Origin of the sequence: Mucilaginibacter glaciei, from assembly GCF_014773245.1 — a bacterium.
Taxonomy (GTDB): Bacteria; Bacteroidota; Bacteroidia; order Sphingobacteriales; family Sphingobacteriaceae; genus Mucilaginibacter; species Mucilaginibacter glaciei.
Window position 1 is genome coordinate 480,750 of sequence record NZ_JACWMX010000004.1, and the last position, 22,136, is coordinate 502,885.

22 protein-coding genes are annotated in these 22,136 nt (G+C 45.2%); 17 read left to right on the forward strand and 5 right to left on the reverse strand.

The window, feature by feature from the left end; all coding sequences use genetic code 11:
- Positions 1–11: 11 nt before the first annotated feature.
- A complete protein-coding gene (locus IDJ76_RS12185; protein ID WP_191163591.1) occupies positions 12–1,223 on the reverse strand; it encodes a serine hydrolase domain-containing protein in 1,212 nt (403 codons plus the stop codon).
- Between the two features lie 136 nt (positions 1,224–1,359).
- Here IDJ76_RS12185 and IDJ76_RS12190 point away from each other — a divergent pair, with 136 nt between their 5' ends.
- From IDJ76_RS12190 to IDJ76_RS12215, 6 genes are all read left to right on the forward strand, one after another.
- Positions 1,360–2,355 (forward strand): tetratricopeptide repeat protein, encoded by a 996-nt coding sequence (locus tag IDJ76_RS12190; protein ID WP_191163592.1) that lies wholly within the window; start codon positions 1,360–1,362, stop codon positions 2,353–2,355.
- A gap of 82 nt (positions 2,356–2,437) precedes the next feature.
- The gene (gene fumC / locus IDJ76_RS12195; RefSeq protein ID WP_191163593.1) at positions 2,438–3,835 is read left to right on the forward strand and encodes a class II fumarate hydratase; all 1,398 of its coding nucleotides are present in this window, start codon (positions 2,438–2,440) and stop codon (positions 3,833–3,835) included.
- 56 nt (positions 3,836–3,891) lie between these two features.
- Positions 3,892–4,395 carry a fumarate hydratase gene (locus IDJ76_RS12200; protein WP_191163594.1) on the forward strand — a complete coding sequence of 168 codons (504 nt, stop codon included), beginning with the start codon at positions 3,892–3,894 and terminating at the stop codon, positions 4,393–4,395.
- Between the two features lie 3 nt (positions 4,396–4,398).
- Positions 4,399–5,196 carry a S1/P1 nuclease gene (locus tag IDJ76_RS12205; RefSeq protein WP_191163595.1) on the forward strand — a complete coding sequence of 266 codons (798 nt, stop codon included), beginning with the start codon at positions 4,399–4,401 and terminating at the stop codon, positions 5,194–5,196.
- A gap of 84 nt (positions 5,197–5,280) precedes the next feature.
- Complete coding sequence (locus IDJ76_RS12210; RefSeq protein WP_191163596.1) at positions 5,281–5,715, forward strand: low molecular weight protein-tyrosine-phosphatase; 435 nt, start codon at positions 5,281–5,283, stop codon at positions 5,713–5,715.
- A 25-nt stretch (positions 5,716–5,740) separates the two neighbouring features.
- Positions 5,741–6,226, forward strand: a complete 486-nt coding sequence (locus tag IDJ76_RS12215; RefSeq protein ID WP_191163597.1) for a DUF3347 domain-containing protein — start codon at positions 5,741–5,743, stop codon at positions 6,224–6,226.
- Positions 6,227–6,400: 174 nt separating this feature from the next.
- Here IDJ76_RS12215 and IDJ76_RS12220 read toward each other — a convergent pair whose 3' ends face one another.
- The gene (locus IDJ76_RS12220; RefSeq protein WP_191163598.1) at positions 6,401–7,318 is read right to left on the reverse strand and encodes a DUF6607 family protein; all 918 of its coding nucleotides are present in this window, start codon (positions 7,316–7,318) and stop codon (positions 6,401–6,403) included.
- A 117-nt stretch (positions 7,319–7,435) separates the two neighbouring features.
- On the opposite strand from IDJ76_RS12220, the gene IDJ76_RS12225 reads away from it, so the two are divergent.
- The 4 genes from IDJ76_RS12225 to IDJ76_RS12240 all read left to right on the forward strand — a co-directional run bounded on the left by IDJ76_RS12225 (position 7,436) and on the right by IDJ76_RS12240 (position 10,681).
- Positions 7,436–7,825: an HYC_CC_PP family protein gene (locus tag IDJ76_RS12225; RefSeq protein ID WP_191163599.1), complete on the forward strand. Its 390-nt coding sequence runs from the start codon at positions 7,436–7,438 to the stop codon at positions 7,823–7,825.
- A gap of 63 nt (positions 7,826–7,888) precedes the next feature.
- Positions 7,889–8,398, forward strand: coding sequence for a heavy-metal-associated domain-containing protein (locus IDJ76_RS12230; RefSeq protein WP_191163600.1), 510 nt, complete (start codon positions 7,889–7,891; stop codon positions 8,396–8,398).
- A 24-nt stretch (positions 8,399–8,422) separates the two neighbouring features.
- On the forward strand, positions 8,423–9,220 hold the full coding sequence (locus tag IDJ76_RS12235; protein WP_191163601.1) for a hypothetical protein: 798 nt from the start codon (positions 8,423–8,425) through the stop codon (positions 9,218–9,220).
- A 6-nt stretch (positions 9,221–9,226) separates the two neighbouring features.
- Positions 9,227–10,681 carry a hypothetical protein gene (locus IDJ76_RS12240; RefSeq protein WP_191163602.1) on the forward strand — a complete coding sequence of 485 codons (1,455 nt, stop codon included), beginning with the start codon at positions 9,227–9,229 and terminating at the stop codon, positions 10,679–10,681.
- A gap of 115 nt (positions 10,682–10,796) precedes the next feature.
- Here IDJ76_RS12240 and IDJ76_RS12245 read toward each other — a convergent pair whose 3' ends face one another.
- Positions 10,797–11,321 carry a YfiT family bacillithiol transferase gene (locus IDJ76_RS12245; RefSeq protein ID WP_191163603.1) on the reverse strand — a complete coding sequence of 175 codons (525 nt, stop codon included), beginning with the start codon at positions 11,319–11,321 and terminating at the stop codon, positions 10,797–10,799.
- Between the two features lie 88 nt (positions 11,322–11,409).
- On the opposite strand from IDJ76_RS12245, the gene IDJ76_RS12250 reads away from it, so the two are divergent.
- From IDJ76_RS12250 to IDJ76_RS12280, 7 genes are all read left to right on the forward strand, one after another.
- Positions 11,410–13,239, forward strand: coding sequence for an FAD-dependent oxidoreductase (locus IDJ76_RS12250; RefSeq protein ID WP_191163604.1), 1,830 nt, complete (start codon positions 11,410–11,412; stop codon positions 13,237–13,239).
- Between the two features lie 141 nt (positions 13,240–13,380).
- Entirely contained in the window at positions 13,381–13,716 is a 336-nt protein-coding gene (locus tag IDJ76_RS12255) for a tRNA-binding protein (RefSeq protein ID WP_191163605.1), read from the forward strand.
- A complete protein-coding gene (locus tag IDJ76_RS12260; protein ID WP_191163606.1) occupies positions 13,713–14,099 on the forward strand; it encodes an SdpI family protein in 387 nt (128 codons plus the stop codon). The genes IDJ76_RS12255 and IDJ76_RS12260 overlap by 4 nt, the downstream gene beginning before the upstream one ends.
- A complete protein-coding gene (locus IDJ76_RS12265) occupies positions 14,096–14,566 on the forward strand; it encodes a nucleoside deaminase (RefSeq protein WP_191163607.1) in 471 nt (156 codons plus the stop codon). Before IDJ76_RS12260 ends, IDJ76_RS12265 begins: the two co-directional genes overlap by 4 nt.
- A 190-nt stretch (positions 14,567–14,756) precedes the next feature.
- On the forward strand, positions 14,757–15,368 hold the full coding sequence (locus tag IDJ76_RS12270; protein WP_191163608.1) for a superoxide dismutase: 612 nt from the start codon (positions 14,757–14,759) through the stop codon (positions 15,366–15,368).
- A 182-nt stretch (positions 15,369–15,550) separates the two neighbouring features.
- Complete coding sequence (locus tag IDJ76_RS12275) at positions 15,551–16,546, forward strand: zinc-binding dehydrogenase (protein ID WP_191163609.1); 996 nt, start codon at positions 15,551–15,553, stop codon at positions 16,544–16,546.
- A 175-nt stretch (positions 16,547–16,721) separates the two neighbouring features.
- Positions 16,722–18,176, forward strand: coding sequence for an amino acid permease (locus IDJ76_RS12280; RefSeq protein WP_191163610.1), 1,455 nt, complete (start codon positions 16,722–16,724; stop codon positions 18,174–18,176).
- Between the two features lie 292 nt (positions 18,177–18,468).
- On the opposite strand, the gene IDJ76_RS12285 is transcribed toward IDJ76_RS12280, so the two are convergent.
- Positions 18,469–19,617 carry a PepSY-associated TM helix domain-containing protein gene (locus IDJ76_RS12285; protein ID WP_191163611.1) on the reverse strand — a complete coding sequence of 383 codons (1,149 nt, stop codon included), beginning with the start codon at positions 19,615–19,617 and terminating at the stop codon, positions 18,469–18,471.
- 2 nt (positions 19,618–19,619) lie between these two features.
- On the reverse strand, positions 19,620–22,118 hold the full coding sequence (locus tag IDJ76_RS12290) for a TonB-dependent siderophore receptor (protein ID WP_191163612.1): 2,499 nt from the start codon (positions 22,116–22,118) through the stop codon (positions 19,620–19,622).
- Positions 22,119–22,136 lie beyond the last annotated feature (18 nt).

The window sequence follows — 22,136 nt, forward strand, 5'->3', positions numbered from 1 at the left end:
GCATCTGGAGCTTAATCCTCCGCCGTATCCCCGGCGCCATTGTAGGCGCCTTTGCGTACTACCGGCATGCCTGTCATTTTAAACAGATCATCCAAATGCAGCAGGCTGCCATTCACTACATTGCCTAACAAAACAATGGTGACATCGTTTTTCATATCGCGCAAAAATATATGCCTGAACCCGTGCCACCAGCCGGTATGGTACACTACCTGCTGGCCCGGGCTTTCAAATAAACGCCAGCCGTAACCGTAATTAAAGTGCCCGCGAACCATTGGGTTATGCGGCGTGTAGGCCGAATCTTGTGTAGCCGGTTTAATCAATTTGCCCGCCCGTAATGCCTGGTCAAATATGTACAGATCACCAACGGTACTGTAAATTCCTTTATCGCCAACAGGGCCATCTAAAAAGTTTTGTGCTACGCTGTATTTCCAGCTGTTACGGTCATGCCCCACTACATCGGCAGGGATCTTTTCATAAACCGCTTTAGAATATACGTTTGTATGTTTCATGCCTGCAGGGATGAAGATGTTGGCCTTCATGTAATCCGAGTAGCTCATTTTGCTCACCTTTTCAATAATGGCACCCAGCACCATAAAATTGGAGTTGTTGTAGAGAAAGCTGGCGTTTGGCTTATTGAAACGGGCAGGTTTGTACTGCGCTATCATATCCATCACCTCGGCATTGGTTAGGCCTTTCTTTTGGTTAAGGTGCTGCGAGCGGTAAATACCATCTACAAAGTAAACGTAATTCATCATGCCCGAACGGTGGGTAAGCAGCAGGCGGATGGTGATCCCGTCATACGGGAAATTAGGAAAAAAGTCTTTTACATCCTGGTCCAGCTTTATTTTGCCGCGCTCCCAAAGTTGCATAATGGCGGTACCCGTCATGGTTTTGGTTACCGATGCCAGCTCGAACTGCGAATTGATCTTTAAACTATCGCGGGTAAGATGATTGGCCCAACCGTAGCTGCCCTCATATAAAATCTTACCTTTTTTAGCAACCAGTACGTTGCCGTTAAAGGCGCTCACTTTATGCAAGTGTTCCATAAAGGCTTCGATCTGTTTGTCGCCTTTTTTAGGGTCGTATTTTAAGAGATTTTCTGAATTAAAGGGCTTTTCAGGATCGGTATTACCATTTTTGCTGTCGCCATGGCCGGAAGAACAAGAGGTTAAAATTAAGAGTACGGAGGCGCAGGACAGGAGGGTTTTGAACACTAACTTCATGGATAAATTTCTTTCACGTAACGAACGCGAAAATTAGAAATAATATATAGCATGTATAAGAGAAATGTTCAAATAATGTTTCGGGGTAGTTTTAAACATTTAATTTTGAGGTATGGGAATTTGCTTTAAGGTTTTAATGATATGGATAGTTTTACTAGCCGGAGCTCATGCATTTGCGCAGAATAGTACCGGGGTAAATGATCTGATCAAACAGGGGCAGGCTTTTAGCGATCAGCAGAAATACACCGATGCTATTGCTAAATACAAAGAAGCCCTGATTGCCGAACCGGAAAACGACCGCGCAAATTACGAACTGGCCTATGCACTTTACTCCACTAATAAAGGGGCAGAAGGTATTCCCTATTTAGAAAAGGCCGTTGCTAACGGAAAGAGCGCATCTTTTAAGGCGGGGGCTTACAGCTTATTGGGGAGCGTTTACAGTGCGGCTAATCAATTCCCCAAATCAATTGCGGCTTACCGCGACGGGATAAAGTTAGATAGCACCAATCAGCGGCTTTACTACAACCTGGGCATTACGCAATACCGTGCCCGCCAATACACTGATGCAGAGACAAGCTTTATCAGCGCTGTTATCATTGATAGCGCGTATGCTGCGAGTATACGCATGTATGCGTTGACCGCCTTTCATCAAAATAAACGGGCGGAGGCTTTATTAGGTTTCTGCAGGTTTTTAATGATAGACCCCACCGGACCGCAAAGCGCCGAAGCCTTTGGCAACCTGCAAAATATTTTAAACGGTGGTGCGCTCAAACCCGAGCCGGGCTATAAATCATCGGCTGCTGTGAAAGCTTTAGCTTCATACCAAAACCTGTTATTAACAAAAGCGCTTGCAGGTTTTGCCACACGCCGTTATGCCTCACCAACGGATCTGTTAGCTACGCAATTGAAGGCGGTATTTGGTGCGTTAGGTAGTATGCCCCGCGATAAGTATTTCGCTTGGTATGGTTTTGCCGATTATTTTTATAAGCTTTCGCAAACAGATAATTTTTCAACTTTTATAAAGGTGATTAGCCAGAAATCGACACCTGCGAATGGGAAATGGCTAAAGGATAACGCAGATAAAGTGGCGTCTTACGAGGCTTGGGTAAAGATTAATAAATTAACCCTTTAACATAACAAAAAGATTACCCGCCACATTCCGGTAAAACCACATAAAACCCTAAATTTGCACCTGCAAAAACATTCGATCAATTATGAGTTTCAGAACCGAATATGATACTATGGGTGCCGTGCAGGTACCGGCCGATAAATACTGGGGCGCACAAACCGAACGCTCCCGTAATAATTTTAAAATTGGGCCCGAAGCATCGATGCCGAAAGAGATCATTGATGCCTTTGCCTACCTTAAAAAGGCTGCCGCTTACACTAATACAGATTGCGGTGTATTGCCGGCCGAAAAACGCGACATGATTGCCGCCGTGTGTGACGAGATCCTGACCGGCGCGCTGAACAGCGAGTTCCCGCTGGTGATCTGGCAAACAGGTTCGGGCACGCAATCAAACATGAACGTGAACGAGGTTGTTGCCAACCGCAGCCACGTTTTAGCAGGCAACACATTGGGCGAGGGTAAAACCTTTATCCACCCTAATGATGATGTAAACAAGTCGCAGTCGTCAAATGATACCTACCCAACAGCAATGCACATTGCTGCTTATAAAATATTAATTGATGTAACTATCCCGGGCATCGAAAAATTACGCGATACCCTGCAGGCAAAAAGCGAAGCCTTTAAGAGCGTGGTAAAGATAGGTCGTACCCATTTAATGGATGCTACACCGCTTACTTTAGGCCAGGAATTTTCCGGCTATGTATCACAGTTAAATCATGGTTTAAAAGCCTTGCGCAATACCCTTGACCACCTGAGCGAACTGGCATTAGGCGGCACTGCTGTTGGTACGGGGATCAACACCCCCAAAGGGTATGATGTTAAGGTGGCCGAGTACATTGCACAATTTACCGGCTTGCCTTTTATCACCGCCGAAAATAAATTTGAGGCTTTGGCAGCGCATGATGCTATTGTAGAAAGCCACGGTGCTTTAAAGCAAATAGCGGTGTCATTAATGAAGATTGCTAACGATATCCGGATGCTGGCTTCGGGTCCGCGCTCGGGTATCGGCGAGATCCACATCCCGGATAATGAGCCGGGTTCATCAATCATGCCGGGTAAAGTTAACCCAACGCAAAACGAAGCCGTAACGATGGTTGCAGCACAGGTAATGGGTAATGATGTTACCATTTCTATAGGCGGTTCTAACGGGCACTATGAGTTGAATGTATTTAAGCCGGTTATGGCTGCTAACTTCCTGCAATCAGCACGTTTAATTGGCGATGCCTGTGTATCGTTTAACGATCATTGCGCGGTTGGTATCGAACCAAATTACGAAGGCATCAAAAAGCACCTCGAAAACTCACTAATGTTAGTAACTGCGCTAAACCCGCACATTGGTTATGAGAACGCGGCCAAAATTGCCAAGACGGCTTTAAAGGAAAAACTGACCCTTCGCGAAGCGGCTGTTGGCTTAGGCTTACTAACCAGCGAGCAGTTTGACGAATGGGTTAAACCCGAAGATATGATTGGCGGTTTAAAATAATAGCCTCACACCAACCCCTCTCTACACAGAGAGGGGCTTTTTACTTGCTGAACCCAATGCCGAAGCGCAACATCATCTATCTTTTTTCTTTCGTAGTTCTGCTGGTAACCGCCTGCAAATTCAACCCCAATATGCAAAAACCGGGAGAGAATTACCTGCAGGGTGAGTGGCGGCAGGATACATCTGTATTGCAAAAAAAATTGGTAGATTATTCTTTATATAACCTAAGGTTCAACTGCGATTCGTTTTTTGTGAGCATCAAAACTTTCAGCAAAGCAAACGCCGGAGCCGATAGCTGTACCAAAAATGGGCAATGGACAGAATATGCCAAAGGTGTATATCAGCAAAGCAATGATACCCTGCATGTACGCGGCTTGTTCTGCAATGCTAACTACACTTATAAAGAACCAACGGGCTGCTACCGTTCCGGTGTGTATGAAGAATATTTTAAAGTTGCTAATAAAGGCGATTCTACCGTTCAGTTCAACCCTACATCAAGCACCATAGCTATTAAAGCCCACTTAATAAAACGAAACACCTGTAATCCAAAACCACTGTAATATATGAAAACCAGTATTTTAAAAAAGATCTTGTTAGGCGTAGCCATCCTATACCTGCCTATACAAACTATGGCCTGGGGTACCAACGGCCACCGTATTTGTGGCCAGATAGCAGATAGCTACCTGACCCCCAAAGCGCGTGCTGCTGTCAAGGCCATTTTAGGCGATGAATCGATAGCGATGGCCAGCAATTGGGCCGATTTTATTAAATCTGACCCTAACTTTAATTACCTGTATAACTGGCACTTTATCAACTTCGATAAATCACTTTCGCAGGCGGATATGCAGGCTTATTTAAAGGCCGACACCGCTACAGATGCTTATACAAAAATCGGCTTTTTAACCGCTCAGCTGAAAAATAAAAACCTGTCTAAAACAAATAAATTGCTTTACCTGCGTATGCTGATCCATATTGTTGAGGATGTTCACCAGCCGTTTCATACCGGGCACCTGTCTGACAAAGGCGGTAACGATGTTAAGGTAATGTGGTACGATAAGGAAAGCAACCTGCACTCTATATGGGATTCGCAAATGATCGATGCGCAGCAATTAAGTTATACTGAATATGTATTGGCTATTAACCATACTACTTTAGCGCAGCGTGCCATATGGCAAAAGGCCACTGTTGGCCAATGGTTGTTTGAATCTAACCAGATAGTAGACAAGTTATATTTAGAAACTAAAAACGGCGACAAGGTAAATACCTACAAATACATTTTTAAAAACCTGGCCACTGTAAACGAGCAACTGCTTAAAGGCGGCGTACGTTTAGCCGGTGTATTAAACCAGATATTTGGGTAGTATATGTGCGGATGCGCCGATTTTAAATGTGCAAATGAGGCGCATTCGAATATCTGCACATCTTCATATTTGCACATCTTTATTATGAAAATACTAATGGTTTGCTTGGGTAATATTTGTCGTTCGCCGCTGGCGGAGGGAATTATGCAGCACCTGGCAGATAAGGCCGGGCTGGATTGGCACGTAGATTCGGCGGGTACCGGCGACTGGCATGTAGGCCGAGGGCCCGACAGGCGTTCGGTAAAGGCTGCTGCAGATCAGGGCATCGACATCAGCAAACAGGTTTGCCGGCTGTTTAACGTGAGCGACTTTGATAAATTCGACCTGATATTGGTGATGGATAAAAGTAACCTGGCTAACATATTGGCAATGGCCCGTAATGCAGAGGACCGCCAAAAGGTTAAAATGCTGTTGGGCGATCAGATAGTGCCAGATCCCTATTATCACGATGCACAGTTTGCCCCTGTTTTTAAATTAATTGAAGCCGGCTGCAAAGAAATTATCAAACAGTATGCTTAAGTTTGGATATAAACGTTAACCAATCATGAAAAAGATCCTTTTGAATTTGATGCTGATTATAGGAGTATTATCGGCACATGCACAGAATACAGCGGTAGATAAGATCACCACATCCTATATAGGTTTAAAGAATGCCTTGGTTGGCAGCAATGCAGAGTTAGCAAAAAGCCGTTCGGGCGAATTACTGGCTGCGTTATCTGCATCGATAAAGGGTTCAACTCCGGCTCAGCAAAAGCTGATGACCACCTATGGCGAGAAACTGAAATTTGATAGCCGCCACATTAGCGAAACAACAAAGATAGATCATCAGCGCGAACACTTTGAAAGCCTGTCAAAAAATATGTTTGCGTTAGTATCTGGCTTAAAGCTAAACAGCACTACGCTTTATCAGCAATATTGCCCAATGAAAAAGGCGTCATGGTTAAGTGAAACCGCCGATGTACGCAACCCTTACTACGGCGATGATATGCTGGAATGCGGCAAGGTGACAGCTACGTTGAAGGGGAAATAGTATCACATAATTTGTCATGCTGAGCGATAGTGAGGCATTTTCTGATTTGTTTACACGTGGTAAGATCCTTCGCTATCGCTCAGGATGACAACATTAAATTTAATGCCGAACAGAAAAGGCCCCGCATTGCAGGGCCTACTTCTTCGACAATCAATTAATCACTATACTTATTTATTAGGACTGGGTAAGGTATCCGTTGATAACCTTAGTAGCTTCTTCTTTATTTTTGGCGGCACTCCATTTTTCCTTGGCCGATTGGTCGGCCATATCAAACAGGCGTTCATATAAACGTTTACCGTCTTTTTTATACGTTAACTTAATAGTGCCGTTTTTAGCAAATATGTTATCCCACGCAGAGCGTACATCTGTCCAGTAAGATTGCTGGCCTGCCCACCATTTTTTAGCAAAGGCGAAATTTGCTTCATCAGTTTTGGTAAACTCTTCATAGCCTTTTTCCTGCGCTAAAATTTTATCGCCTTCGGGCGCACGTACTACCTTTTTATTATCCTGCTCAAACATCCAGCCTTGTGGGGTAATGTAAATCCGGTTACCACGGCGCAATACATTATAATCTTTACGTTTAGTGTATTCGCGGCGTGGCAGCGGCGAATCGGTTTCGCTTTGCCATTGGTGGCGGCCGTCAACATGCGTCCAGGTACCAATACTTTCATAGCGAGGGCTGTCATCAACCTGCAAAACCTTTTGTACCCATCTACCTTTAACCTCATTAGGTTTTAGCGTTACCTTTTTCCAGGTGTTATCTTTATCAAACTTTAAAATGCTGGGTTGTTCATAAACCCAGTCTTCGCGCCAGTGTTTAATAACGGTTGTATCGTCAACAGCTAAAAGATGTTGTATAACGATTTTTTTCGGCGAGTCTTCTACAACTACCGCCCATTCGTTGCCCCAGGTATGATAACGCGGATGGAATTTATAAGCTGTGTCTGCCGCGAATGTTTCCGCATAATCAAATGTAACTTTGTAATAGCCCGCCAATGATTTAATGGCTTGGCGGTCTTGCTCTAATTTAGATTGTGCTGTTACGGTTAGGGCCGCAATGCAAAAGGAGAGAAATAAGGTAAATTGTTTCATTGTTTTTATTTAGATTAAATCTAAACAAAGGAACACATTATTTTTTATTTTACAAACCACAGTGAAAATTTAACAGTTTACAATTTGTAATCAGGTAGTTAAATCGTATTTTTGTATATGATCAAAAAATCGGGCGTCATACTATTAGCTGTACTGTATGCAATTACAGCGGCTGGTTTTGCGCTTAATTTACATTATTGCGGCAATACGGTTGCCTCGGTTAAGATCAATACACCGGCTAAAAGCTGTGCGCAGCCTATGGCTAAAACCAAAATGAACTGCTGTAAGGATGCCAAACTTGATGTAAAGGTTAAGGACGATCATCAGGCAGAACAAAACTCTTTTTTAGCTAAAGTATTTGCGCTCGAGATCCCGAAGTTGCCGTATGAAGATATGGTTTTCGCGGCGCAGCAGGCGCTGGTTGAGCGGTTTTTTGACCGTGGCCCACCAGATATACCCTTCGAAAAAATTTCTGTTTACCTTAAAAATTGCATTTTCCGCATTTGATAAGTTTCAATAACTCCGCGTTATTTTAAGTACTTATTATTTCAAGAATCAATTTTTACAAACATGAAAACTTTAAAAGCATATATCATCCTATTTATAGCAACCGTAGCTATTGCAAAAGCACAACAATTCACCAAAGCCGAATTGCAAGTTAGTGGCTTAACCTGTTCATTGTGCGCCAAGACTACCGAAAAATCATTAAAGGCGTTACCATTTGTAAGCGAGATCAAACCCGATCTGATGCGTAACATCTACGTGATTACGTTTAAAAATGATGTGCCCGTTTCTTTCGACGAGATCAGCAAAAAGGTAAAAAACTCAGGTTTCTTTGTTAATTATCTGAAGACCACAGTCGACTTTAACAGTACCAAGGTTGCCGATAATTCTTTCACTGTTGGTGCCGATACTTACAAGATCCTCACCACAGATAAGGCTTTAACCGGCCCGGTTTCTTTAACCATTGTTGATAAGGGTTTCGTGCCAAATTCTGTATCTAAAAAGTATATGGGTAAGGTTATTGCAGAAACACCGGCAACCACAACGGGCAGGGTATATCACGTAGCAGCAATTTAAGCGTCTTCTTAAACTCTCTTTTTTATGAAGACTATCTTATTGGCTTTTTGCCTCACGGCATGGGCGTGTACTGTATTTGGGCAGGAATTGTATGTAAATACCGAGCCTGCCAGCAATATGGCTGCTCACTCGTTAGGCATCCGGTTGGAAAACCAGGGCTACTTTAAACCTACCTTTAAAAACCGAACTACGCTTGAGGCCATGTATGGCGCCACGGGTAAACTGATGCTGCACGGTGCCGCTTATTTGTCAGATTTTTATGCAGCCAAGCAACGCTTTGAAGGCGGCAGTTTCTATGGAAAATACCGGTTCTTTTCGCAGGACACGGTGCAGGCGCATTTCCGTGGGGCGGTATTTGGCAAGGTGTCTTTCAGCAGCAACCCTTATACCACACAAGAAATTGCTTTAGAGGGCGACAATACCGGTTGGCAAGGCGGTGTGATTTTCACTAAGCTTATCCACAAGATCGCTTTTTCCGGTTCCGCAAGTTACCTCCGGGCTTTAGACAACGTGGGTAATTCCCTGCCGGTGATGGGCTCAAGGGACGCCATTGCCTACACTGCTTCTGTCGGGATGCTGGTTTTGCCCAAGAACTACACCAGCTATAATCAAGTTAACGTGAACCTGTACGCCGAGGTGCTGGGTAAAACTAATCCGGGGTATAGGCAAAGCTATCTGGATATTGCCCCTGCCGTTCAATTCATTTTTAACAGCGTGTGCAGGGTCGACTTTTCGTACCGTACACCTTTGTACAACAACATGCAGCGCAACAGTGTAAACATGTACCTGGTGCGGCTGGAGTACAACTTTTTTAATTTATAAAATACGATGAAAAAATATATTTCTCTCTTGAGTTTGTTGATGATAGCCTGGGCTGTGAAGGCGCAGCAGATGGATCATATGCAACACATGAAAAAGGACACTGTACCAAAAAAGACAGTTCCTCATGATCATAAAAAGATGATGATGGATATGAAAAAAGGAGCACCGCAGGATCATGCAAAGACGATGATGGATATGCAACACGATACGTCTATGTATCAAATGAACAGCATGACCAGTCAGTTCTCGCTCGACCTTCCGATGAACCGCGACGGGTCCGGAACATCTTGGGTGCCGGATGAAACGCCGATGTACATGTATATGATCCATGGCAAAAAATGGATGCACATGTTTCACGGGAGTTTTTTTGCCCGTTACAATAACCAGGATCTTTTTAATAAAGGCGGCCGGGGTGGCAGCCAGGTAGATGTACCCAACTGGTTTATGTATATGGCGCAGCGTAAGGTAGGCAAAAATGGCCTTTTTGCTATCAATACCATGTTTTCGTTAGATCCATTTACCGTTGGTAGTAGTGGTTACCCTTTGCTTTATCAAACCGGCGAATCGTATCAGGGCAGGAAACTGGTAGACCGCCAGCACCCCCATGATTTGTTTGCCGAGCTAAGTGTGGCGTATACCCAACGGGTGGCTAAACAAACCGATATCTCTTTATCCGTAGGTTATCCCGGCGAACCTGCTTTAGGCCCGCCCGTGTTTATGCACCGTTTATCGGCCATGAACAACCCGGATGCGCCTTTAAGTCACCACTATGCAGATGCTACACACATTACCTTTGGTACCGCTACTTTAGGCTTCAGGCATAAAAATGTGAAAATAGAAGGGTCGATATTTACGGGCCGCGAACCGGACGAATTCAGGTACGGGTTTGATCAACCTAAATTTGATTCTTACTCTGTACGGCTATCTTATAACCCTTCAAAAGAATGGGCGCTACAGGTATCAAACGGTTGGTTAAAAAGCCCCGAAGAGGCAGAACCTGCCGATAATGTAAAGCGTTTCACCGCTTCGGCCATCCACACTAAAATGCTGAATGAGGACAGCTACGTAGCCACTACTATAGTTTACGGACAAAACGACCATCACGGCAAAACACAACCCGCCATCTTGTTAGAGAATAGCTTGCAATTGCATAAAACGGCCATTTATGGCCGTTACGAGTATGTGGTGAAGGATGCGGGAGAACTGGATCTGGAGGCGCTTTATCCAACTGATCCAAACTTTAAGATCAATGCATTAACATTGGGTACCAACCGTATCCTGACCACCTATAAGCAAACCAATCTGACAGCCGGCCTGCAGGCAACTTTAAATGTTTCGCCATCAGCATTAAAGCCTTTGTATGGTAGTACACCAATAGGTTTTCAAGTGTATCTGCGTATTACCCCGTCATTGATGAAAATGGGGGGTAAACATAAGATGGATAAGATGATGGAAATGTAAATTTTCTAACTATGTCCTTACGAACGTTTTAGCGCGGCAATCTCAGAGGACAAGCGGATATGCTGAGATTGCTACGTTGCTGCGCTCCTCATAATGACATGTATTTGAAAAAGGCCTAAAACTTCTTTATCGTCTCTGTCAAATGCGCCAGGTGGTGATTGCCGTGCCAGGCATATATGGCCAGGTTCTTTTTAAGCGGTGTAAGGCTCCCCGTTGCCGGGTGGATAAAAGTCAGGTTCCATTGATCCTCCGTAAAGCTTTCAAATAATCCTACCAAATGCTGGTGGATGCCCTCCAGCATTTTTAAAGACGGCTCAACGGGCAGGCGGTAATCCGGCTGTATAGCCCAGCCGGCCTCGTCATACGGGCGAATGGTTGGGTTATCTTCAGTCAGCGCCAGTTTAAAACGCATCAAAGCGTTCATATGGCTATCTGCCAGGTGATGCACCACTTGTCGCAGTGTCCAGCCGCCGGTACGGTATTGGGTGTCTAACTGTTTGTCGGTTAGCGTGGTTATGGCGTTGCGTACACGGCCGGGCAAAATATGGATCTCGTTAACCCAGCCGGTAATATCGCCTTCCAGGTAAGTTATAGGTGGTACGAATTTGCCGATAGGGTATTGCATCTGTTGGTCTGTCATGTTTTTATTTAATTATAGGGCTAATATTTTAATGATAGCATAAGCTTTTGGCCTAAATTAGCGTTTTGTTGTTGTTTTACTAACCGGGATGTTTAAAAAGTTACTTGTGCTATTTCTGTTTTTTCAATGTGCTATCGGCTACGCCGAAACTATAAAAACGGATGTAGTTGTTATTGGCGGCGGCGCAAGCGGGGTAGCCGCAGCGATACAAAGTGCCCGCAGTAACCTCAAAACCATTCTGATAGAACACGGCCCCTGGCTGGGCGGCAGCATGACATCGGGCGCGTTTTGTATCCTCGAAAATAATAGGAACCTACCAACTGGCCTGTATGCCGAATTCAGGCAGCGGATTAACAATTATTATAAGTTAAGGTTGGGTTACGATACTACGCTGAACGCGGTGTTACGCTTTGAGCCCTCGGCAGGTGCATCCGTTTTAAAAAAGTGGACAGACACCGTCAAGAACCTAACCGTGAAGCTTAACACGCCATTTGTGGGTATCAAGAAAGACGGCACGGGATGGGAAGTAAGCATCACTGCTAACGGGCATACAGATATTATTAAAGCGAGATCTGTAGTAGATGCTACCGAATTGGGCGACGTGGCCACCAAGGCGGGTGCCATATTTAATACCGGGTTTGATAGCCGTAAAGATACTGGTGAAGAGCTGGCGACCACTAATCCCACCAACCAGATACAGGATCTGAGCTGGCTGGCCGTTTTGAAAGATTATGGCAAGGCTGCGGATAAGACCATCCCCAAACCCGAAGGCTACAGCACAGGTAAATACGCTTGCCTGAAAAAAGCAGAAGTTAAGAAGCTATTAGCTGCCTCACAACTGATTAATGACAAATACCTCATCAATATAGAAGGCTGCGGAGGTAACCAGTATTCGGTAACCTCTAACGATCTGTTGCCCGAGAATAGGGCCGACACTTACAAACAAGCCAGGCTGCAAACCTTAGGCTTAATCTATTACCTGCAAACAGAATTGGGTTATAAGAACCTGGGCCTGTCTGAAGAGTTTGGTACGACAGATCATTTACCGCTCATCCCCTACATCCGCGAGAATAAACGGGCTTACGGCTTAGTGAGGATGGTTATTGGCGATGTTTACACGCCTTATGACCGGGGCTCTAAACTATATCGAACGTCGATAGGTATTGCCGATGCCGTGCCCGGTCAGCATTATATTACCCCCGGTGTGCCCAAGATCAATTACCCGCCGTTTCCTGCCTATTCTATTCCGTTGGGGGCGGTGGTAGTGAAAGATCAGGACAACTTATTTGTAACGGAGAAGGCACTATCGGTTACGCATCTGGTTAACGGCAGCATGACCGATCCCGCTGTGCAGATGACTTTGGGCCAGGGTGTTGGCGCTGCAGCCGGATGGTGCGCCTTTTATAAAAAAACCACTAAAGAGTTGGATGTAAGGAAGATACAGGATGAGATACTCATCTATGGGGGCTCATTGATGCCCTTTAGCGATATCCCCAAAAAGGATTCCGACTATCGTGCTATCCAGCAGGTAGGCGCATCCGGGCTGCTAACCGGCTATCAAAAACCTAACGGCAATCGGGCCGAAGTGTTATTTATGCCTGATACGGTTGTATATACGGCAGATATTAAACCTTTGATGAATGATATGTATGCCCGGGCCTTTCTCTGGTTTAACAAGACGCAGCCCGGCGAAGTTTTTACGGTAACTAATCTGCTATCGTACATCAGTGAAATGAGTTTGACCGACCCCGCTACCCTGCAAAAGGTGATGGCGGCGGCCTGGAAACCGAAGTACAGGTTCACTAAAAATTTCGACCCGAAACGGCCGGTTACCCGCCGGGAGTTTGCTGTATTGGCAAACAAATATTTCAACCCGTTTTCGCGTGAGGTTGACCTGAGTGGTAAGCTAATCAACTAAATTACCTCTAAAAATCTCTAATTCCTTCTATATTCTTTTACTTATTGGCTGTTATTTTTGACTTTTTCAGGCTGTTTTTCGGCTAATAAATTTGAGCGTAAATGGTGGTCAGAAACGTTTATCCTTTTTACCTTTGCCAACATGGAAACCATCAGTTGGAATGATTTTGAAAAAGTGGATCTCCGTGCCGGCACCATCCTGGAGGTAACCGATTTCCCGGAGGCCCGGAAACCGGCTTACAAACTGAAGGTTGATTTTGGCCCCCACGGTATTTTGCAAAGCAGCGCGCAGATAACCAGATACTACACCAGAGAGGAGTTGCCCGGCAGGCAGATCTTAGGGGTGATCAATTTTCCGAAAAAGCAAATCGCCAATTTCATGTCGGAGTTTTTGGTAACCGGCCTGGCAGATGAGAATGGCGACATCGTTCTGACCACTATTGACAAACCGGTACCTAATGGCAGCAAACTGATATGACAGGTAACCTCTTTGTTGATTGGGTAATGGGCCCGCAGTTACTGGGGCTGATATTCCTGACGGCGGGGTATCTCCAGAAAACCTACCCGCCCAAAGAAATCAATAGTCTATATGGTTACCGCACCACCCGCTCTATGCAAAACCAGCAAACCTGGGACGCAGGCAACCGCTACTCCACCCGTTTGATCATCAAATGTGCCTGGATATTACTGATAATCGGATTTAATACCAGCCTTGTATTGGCCTTTATCAGTATCGGCATCAATACCAAAGCAATTATTAAAGTAGGATTGATGCTGTCAGGTGCATTTGGTGTAGTGGCCATCCTCACTATATCTACAGAAAAACATTTGAAACGGTTATTTGACAACAAACCCTTATGAGGTACTTTAATTTTGGCGACGAGCAGCCCGCGATATCGCCCGACGAGTTTTTTATGAACGAGGCTTTGAAGGAAGCCCGTCTTGCCCTGAAAGAAGACGAGATCCCCATCGGAGCGATTGTAGTTTGCAAAGGGCAGATCATCGGCCGGGGGCATAACCTTACCGAACGGCTGAACGATGTATCGGCACATGCAGAAATGCAGGCCCTGACGGCGGCTACCAACTACATAGGGGGTAAATATCTGCCGGAGTGTACGCTATATGTTACTTTAGAGCCTTGCGTAATGTGTGCGGGGGCATCTTATTGGTTTCAGGTGGGGCGGATCGTATTCGGCGCGTATGATACCAAACGAGGTTTCGGCAGGCTGAACCAAACCATCACCCACCCTAAAACTTTAGTAACCGGCGGCATTTTTGAGAATGAATGCGCCCAACTGGTAAAGGATTTTTTTAAATCGAAGAGATAGCGGGAAGATGTTGGAGCGGGCAATGGGGTGCGAGGAGCGGGTGATATATTGGCGTTCTATCAAATCCCGTACTTCGCACCCCGCACCATCGCACCACCTTAATATATAAATGACATTCAATTAGAACAAAAACGGCTTTCTAACCTTATATTTGTTCATCACAACATATTAAATTTAAAAAACTACTATTATGGCATTTACACTACCGGCGTTATCATACGCTACCGATGCACTCGAACCGCATATTGATAAAGCTACAATGGAAATTCACCATGGTAAGCACCACCAGGCTTATGTTACCAACCTGAACAAAGCCTTAGAAGGTAAACCAGAGGCTAACAGCAGCATCGAAGATATCATCAAAAATATTTCTAAGTTCCCGCCTGCTGTACGTAACAATGGTGGTGGCCATTACAACCATACCATGTTCTGGACTTTGTTGACACCAAACGGCGGCGGCGAACCAATCGGTAAATTAGCCGATGCCATTAAAAGCACATTCGGTTCATTTGCTGATTTTAAAACAAAGGTTTCTGAAGCTGGTGCAACCCGTTTCGGTTCTGGCTGGGCTTGGTTAATTGTTACTGCCGATAAAAAATTAGCCGTTACATCAACCCCTAACCAGGATAACCCTTTAATGGATATTGCCGAAGTTAAAGGTACACCTATCCTGGGTATCGACGTTTGGGAGCACGCTTATTACTTAAAATATCAGAACCGTCGCCCGGATTACCTGGCTGCTATCTGGAATGTAATTAACTGGGCACACGTGTCTGAGTTATATGCAAAAGCAACCGCGTAAACCCACCCTTTAAGGGAGGGCTTAAATAATTGAGCGGCAAAATTGGAAAACAATTTTGCCGCTCTTTTTTTGTTACATAACGCGCCATTGCGAGGAACGAAGCAATCTCCAAACTATACAGGTCGGCCGTGCTTATCGGGAAATCGCTTCGTTCCCCGCAATGGCGCTATTAAACGTCACTCATGAAAGCAATCGTTTTAGAATCATTAGAGCATCCCATAGTTTATAAAGAAGTTGATAAACCTACTCCCGGCCCGGGCGAGGTTTTAGTGCAAATTAAGGCAGCAGCCCTTAACCGCAGGGATTATTGGATAACGGTTAACAAATACGCAGGCATCAAATACCCCACCATTTTAGGTGCCGACGGCGCAGGCGTCGTTGCCGAATCAGGTGAGGGTGCAGGCGACTGGCTGAATAAAGAAGTGATCATCAATCCATCGCATAACTGGGGGGAGCACGATGAATATCAATCAAAAGAATTTAAAATTTTAGGTCTGCCCGACGATGGAACACTGGCCGAGTACGTTTTGGTAAAAGCCGAGTATTTGTACGCCAAACCGGCGCATTTAAACTGGGAGCAGGCAGCTGCTTTGCCATTAGCCGGTTTAACCGCTTACAGAGCGTTGTTTACAAAAGCGAAAATTAAAAAAGGTGATAAAATACTGATAGTTGGCGTTGGTGCCGGCACAGGTACTTTCCTGTTGCAATGGGCCATTGCGGCGGGTGCCCAGGTTTTTGTAACATCGGGCAGTGGCGAAAAAACTGAGCAGGCCAAATTATTGGGCGCTGCAGCCGGTGTAAATTATAAGGCACAAGATTGGGCCGAAGAGTTAAAACACCTGTCGGGCGGCGGGTTTGATATTGTGGTGGATAGTGCCCTTGGCCCCGATTTTAATAAGATCCCTGATCTTTGCAACCCCGGTGGCAGGATCGTGTTCTTTGGTGCTACGGCGGGTAATATACCCGAGATAAACGGAAGGCCGATCTTTTGGAAACAGTTACAGATCCTCGGTACCACCATGGGTACGCAGAGCGAGTTTAAAGCCATGCTTGATTTTGTTGCAGAACACCAGATCGTCCCGGTGATTGATGAAGTTTTCCCGCTTGCAGAAACGCATAAAGCATTTGCCAAAATGGAAAGCTCCAAACAGTTTGGCAAGTTGGTGGTGAGGGTGTAAGCAATACGCCGGTCGAAGCGTGGAGGCTTACAGATAATTTCATAGGCGTCCTCGCTTTACGATGCGGGGTTTTATTCATCCGTATATTTGCACATATGAAATCTGCAGATCTGCTAAATCCATATAAATTAGGGTTTCTATAAATATCTACTAATTTTGTGGACTTTATTTGGGTATGATCAAAAAATCTATGGAACTGCTGCTGAAAGAATCGGCAGACGAAGGCGAAAATTCACTAAAACGCTCGCTTGGGCCGGTTAACCTTATCCTGATAGGGATAGGCATTATCATCGGCGCGGGCTTATTTTCACTAACAGGCATCGCGGCGGGGCAGCATTCGGGCCCGGCGGTGACCATATCTTTTTTAATAGCCGCGTTGGGCTGTACTTTTGCCGCGCTGTGTTATGCCGAGTTTTCGGCCATGATACCGGTTGCGGGAAGTGCGTACACTTATTCGTACGCTACCATGGGCGAGCTTTTTGCCTGGATCATTGGCTGGGACCTGGTGCTGGAGTATTCGGTCGGTGCTGCTACGGTGGCCATCAGCTGGTCGCAATATTTAACAAAATTTTTATCGTGGTTTGATCTTTACCTGCCACCGCAGTTAACGCTATCTCCGTTTGAAACGGCTAAGGCAGCCAATGGCGATGTGGTGAACGGCATTATTAATTTACCCGCAGCTTTAATTGTTATCCTGGTAACCAGTATCATTATCAGGGGTACAAAGGGCTCGGCACTGGTTAACGCCATTATTGTAAGCCTTAAAGTAGGCGTGGTATTGGTGTTCATTGCCGTAGGCTGGGGCTTTATCAATCCGCAAAATTATCACCCTTACATCCCGCAAAATACAGGCGTTTGGGGCGATTATGGCTGGTCGGGTATTTTGCGTGGTGCCGGTTTGGTTTTCTTCGTATTTATTGGCTTTGATGCGGTATCAACAGCTGCGCAGGAGGCCAAGAACCCGCAGCGCAATATGCCTATCGGCATCATTGGTTCGCTGGTGATCTGTACCATACTGTTTGTGGTGTTTGCCCATGTGATGACCGGGATGGCCAACTACAAGGAATTTATCGGCTCGGGGGCGCCCGTGGCTATCGCTATTGAAAAAACGCATTACCAATGGTTGAGCAAGGCTATCGTACTGGCCATATTGATTGGTTATACATCTGTGATATTGGTCGACCTGCTTGGGCAATCGCGGGTGTTTTTCTCCATGTCGAAGGATGGGTTGCTGCCAAAAGTATTTTCTGATATTCATCCAAAGTTCCGTACCCCATGGAAATCAAATATCGTGCTTTGCGGATTCATAGCCTTTTTTGCTGCCTTTGTGCCGATAAGGGTAGTGGGCGAAATGACCAGCATTGGCACCCTGCTTGCCTTTGTAATGGTATGTGCAGGGGTGCTCATTTTACGTAACCAACAGCCCGATGTGCATCGGCCGTTTAAAACGCCTTTAGTGCCACTGGTGCCGATATTGGGCATATTAACCTGCTTTGCCATGATGACCTTTTTACCCGGAGATACCTGGTTAAGGTTACTGATATGGCTGGCCATTGGCCTGGTGATCTATTTTACCTACGGGAAAAAGAATAGTGTGATACGGAAGGCACTGGCAAAAGCGAAGAGTTAAAATTTTGGCTATTTTACGTTTGTAAGATCACATTGCGGTAAAGCACAATCACCCGTCTTGTCATCCTGAGCGATAGCGAAGGATCTTACCCGTGGTTTACAAGCGAACAGATGCTTCACTATCGTTCAGCATGACAATTTAATTTCCCGCCGGTAGGTGGAGCACAATCACCCGGCTTGTCATCCTGATCGATAGCGAAGGATCTTACCCGTGGTTTACAAGCGAGAACATGCTTCACTATCGTTCAGCATGACAGGTTAATTAGCGGCTTAAGATTGGAGTTATACCACCCTTAAGCGGCCGCCATTTTTGGGTGCCTGATCTTCGGCCCTTTTTTAGCCTTTTTGCGTTTGCCCCACCAGATAATAAACCCGGTGACAGGTAGGCTGGCGCAGATCAAACTTGCTAAAAACGCGATGATCTTTCCCGGCAGGCCGATGATCTGGCCTACATGTATATCGTAGTTCATCTCGTTCAGTTTAAGGCCGGGGCTTTTCTTATCGTAGATGTATGATTTTAAAAGTTTGCCGTTGTACTTGTCAAACTCAAAACCGGTGGTATGCGAGTAATGCATCGACTTAGCATATGCCCCTACGCCGATAGCTCCGGAAATAGATGGGTCGTTATGGATCAAGAACATTTGAGCCTGGGGCACCTGCTGCCTGGCATAGGCAAAAGCAGTATTCACAACCGGCTGCGCGGCTAATCCGGCACGCTTTAACGAATCCGACTTCGGTTCTGTTACTTCGGTTTTGTAGTCTATCTTACCCAGGTTGGCGGTATTATAAATGGCTTTGCTTACGGGTTCAAACGCAATGGCCAGCCCGCTTATGGCCAGTATCATGGCGATAGATGTGGCGTAAAAGCCCAGCACGTTATGTAGATCATAATTAACCCGTCGCCAGCGGCCGCCCCATTTAATGGTAAAGCTGCGGTTGCGGTCGCTTTTGCGTTTAGGCCACCATAGGATTAGCCCGGTTACCATGATCATCATAAAAATAATAACCGATACGCCTACTATCCACTTACCAATGGCAGGCGGCAGCAGCAGGTACAGATGCAGGTATTCTACAATGATAAAAAAGTTAGTCTGCGGTTTTTCGTGGTAGGTGATTTGCGCAGTGTAAGGGTTCAGGAATACGTACTCGTAACCCTCTTTGCCTAAGTTTGCTAAAACACCCGCGGGCCGCTCTGCTCCGTAATAATAAATATAATCGGGGCTTGCCTTTGGGAAAGCTTTTTTAACCTCGGCTATCAGTTGCGATGGCTGTACATAAGGCTTGCCGGTATTTTGCACGGTACGGTAGCTGTACATCGCATCCTGGATCTCGTTCTGGAAGCAAAAAATACAGCCGGTAATGCTCACTATAAACACCACAAGCCCGGAAATAAATCCGAGCCAGCGGTGGCAAAAAAGCATAACTTTTTTAAATGGGGTCATACTTACAATTTATACGTTGCCGTTAATAAAACCTGGCGTAAACGCTGTGGGTTAATGGTGGTGTAACCGGTGTAGTAATGTTTATTAGTTAGGTTATTTACGCTCAGGCCAAAACGGTATTTTGCCCTGTCGTAAAATACGTTGCTGTTTAATACGGTGTAAGATGGTAATTCAAATGTGCCTTGGCTTACGCTGTTGATGATCTTGTTTTTGCTGGCATAGTTACCACCAAAACCAACACCTAAACCTTTAACAGCACTCTCGGGCAAGCGGTAGCTTACATAAAAGTTACCTAAGTATGGTGAACCGGCAGTGTTTGGGCGCAGACCCTGTACATCGGCATCAGCTTTGGTAAATTTTGAATCGTTGTAAGAGAAACCCGCTACGATATTGATAGATGGGATAGGGTTAGCAATCACTTCGGCTTCGAAACCCTTACTGTTTTGTGTGCCATCTTGTACTTGAATCGCCTGTCCGCCCGACCCAGGAAGGGTGCGCAGTACATTTGTAAGGTTAATACGGTAGTAGCTTACAGTTCCATTCAACTTACCGTTAAACAAAGCCATCTTAACACCACCTTCAATTTGGTTTGCGTTTTGGATTTTAGGTGCAACAGTTTGACCATTAGCATCGGTATACGGAGCTGGGTTTTGGAAACCGTTTTGGTAGTTGGCAAATAATGATAATGCATCCTTAACCGGCTGGTAAATCAAACCAAATTTAGGGGAGAAAGCAGTCTGTCCAAAAGGTTTAGCGTCAGGTGTTCCGTCTAATTTAAAGGTTCCCTTGTTCTCAAAACGATCTACACGTAAACCTACCGAAGCAATAAACCTGTCGGTAAGGTTGATCACATCTGATGCGTAAGCGCTATAAGTATTGGTTTTATAAATGTATGGATAAGTGTTGGCTGAAGTTAACGGGTTAGCCGCATTGGTTTTATCAACCAATAATTTGTTAAAGCTGCTGTAGTCGAAATTAGGATCATTAATAGGCACTACACCGTAAGCATTCCCGAAGAAAATTTGATTAGAGTTCTGGCGTTGAAAATCTAAACCTACCACAAAGCGGTGGCGCATCCCGCCGATGTTAAAATCGCCGTTAATGTTTTCCTGGATCTCTATTGCGCCTAACTTACTGTTCGCGGTAGATTGATCGTTACGGTAAATGTAGTTAGCTTCTCCGGGTAGGTCTGGCAGCGGGCTAATTTTTGTTATTGGGTCTCTGGTAAGGTCAATTGCCCTCGCATCGGTAACCAGGTAATAATAAGGGCTCGCACCGTTAGAGAAACTGTTTGATGAAGAGAATACGGTTTGTGATGTTAACTTTTCAGAGAACTTGTATTTAGCCTCGGCAAAGTAATTTAAGCTGCGGCTGTATGACGATACATTGTCGTTAGAGTAAGCGTTTTTGTAATCGATGTTCAGATCGCTAACCTTGGTAATGCCCATTGCTTTTGGTGAATCGTAAAAGAAGAAGAATGGTTTAGCCGAGTTGCGGCCATAAAACATTTCGGCCTCTAACAGGAATGATAATTTATCATTTGCCTTGATCGCTAAACTTGGTGCTGCCGAGAAAGTGCGGCTTTTACCATAATTCTGGAAGCTGCCTTCGTAGTTGTACGCCGAATTTAAACGGAACGCTACGTTTGAGCCAAGCGGGGTGTTTAGGTCTATAGTGGTACGGTTCAAGTCATAATTGCCTACGGTGTGGCCTAATTCTAAACCAAATGTTTCATAAGGTTTTTTAGTCACCCTGTTTACCAGGCCCCCAAAAGAGGTTAAAGTGCTACCAAATAAAGTAGCCGACGGGCCTTTGATCACTTCTATTTTTTCAATATTTACTGCATCGATACCACTGGTTACTAAACCTGCAATACCATTACGTAAACGCGTTTGGGTAACAAAACCACGTAAGGTAAAGTAACCGCCACCATCACCGGCGCGGCCGGTAGCATCCCACATTTTTTGAATGCCGGGAGCATTGCGTAAGGCATCCTCTACGTTAAATACCTGCTGCTCTTTTAACAAGCTGCTGGTTACTGTACTGTAGCTTTGCGAGTTTTCTAACGGCGCCAAAGGAATTTTAGCGGCATCCGTACTGATACGTGCGGTAAAACGGTTGGCGCGGCTGGCAATAATGTTCACCTCGCTTAACTGGGACATGCTGGCGTTAACGGCTATCTGCGGAACGGTAACCGTTTGGCCTGCTATAATGGTAACCGGTACTTCTACCCGCTCTACACCTACGTAGGATATGATGATCTGGTAAGAACCTGCCGGTGCACGGAAAGAGAATTCGCCTATCTCGTTTGTAGTGGTGCCGAAATTAGTACCTTCTAAACCGATTGATACGTTGCTGGCTACCTGGTTTTTGCCTGTAACCACTTTACCGCGTACGGTTCCGCGTGATGACTGCGCGTAGGTGATGCTGATATTTAAAAGGATAAACAGTGCGGTAAACACCGTAAATAATTGTGAGGGAATAGGTTGAAAGCGCTTCATATTTATTTAGACTAATTA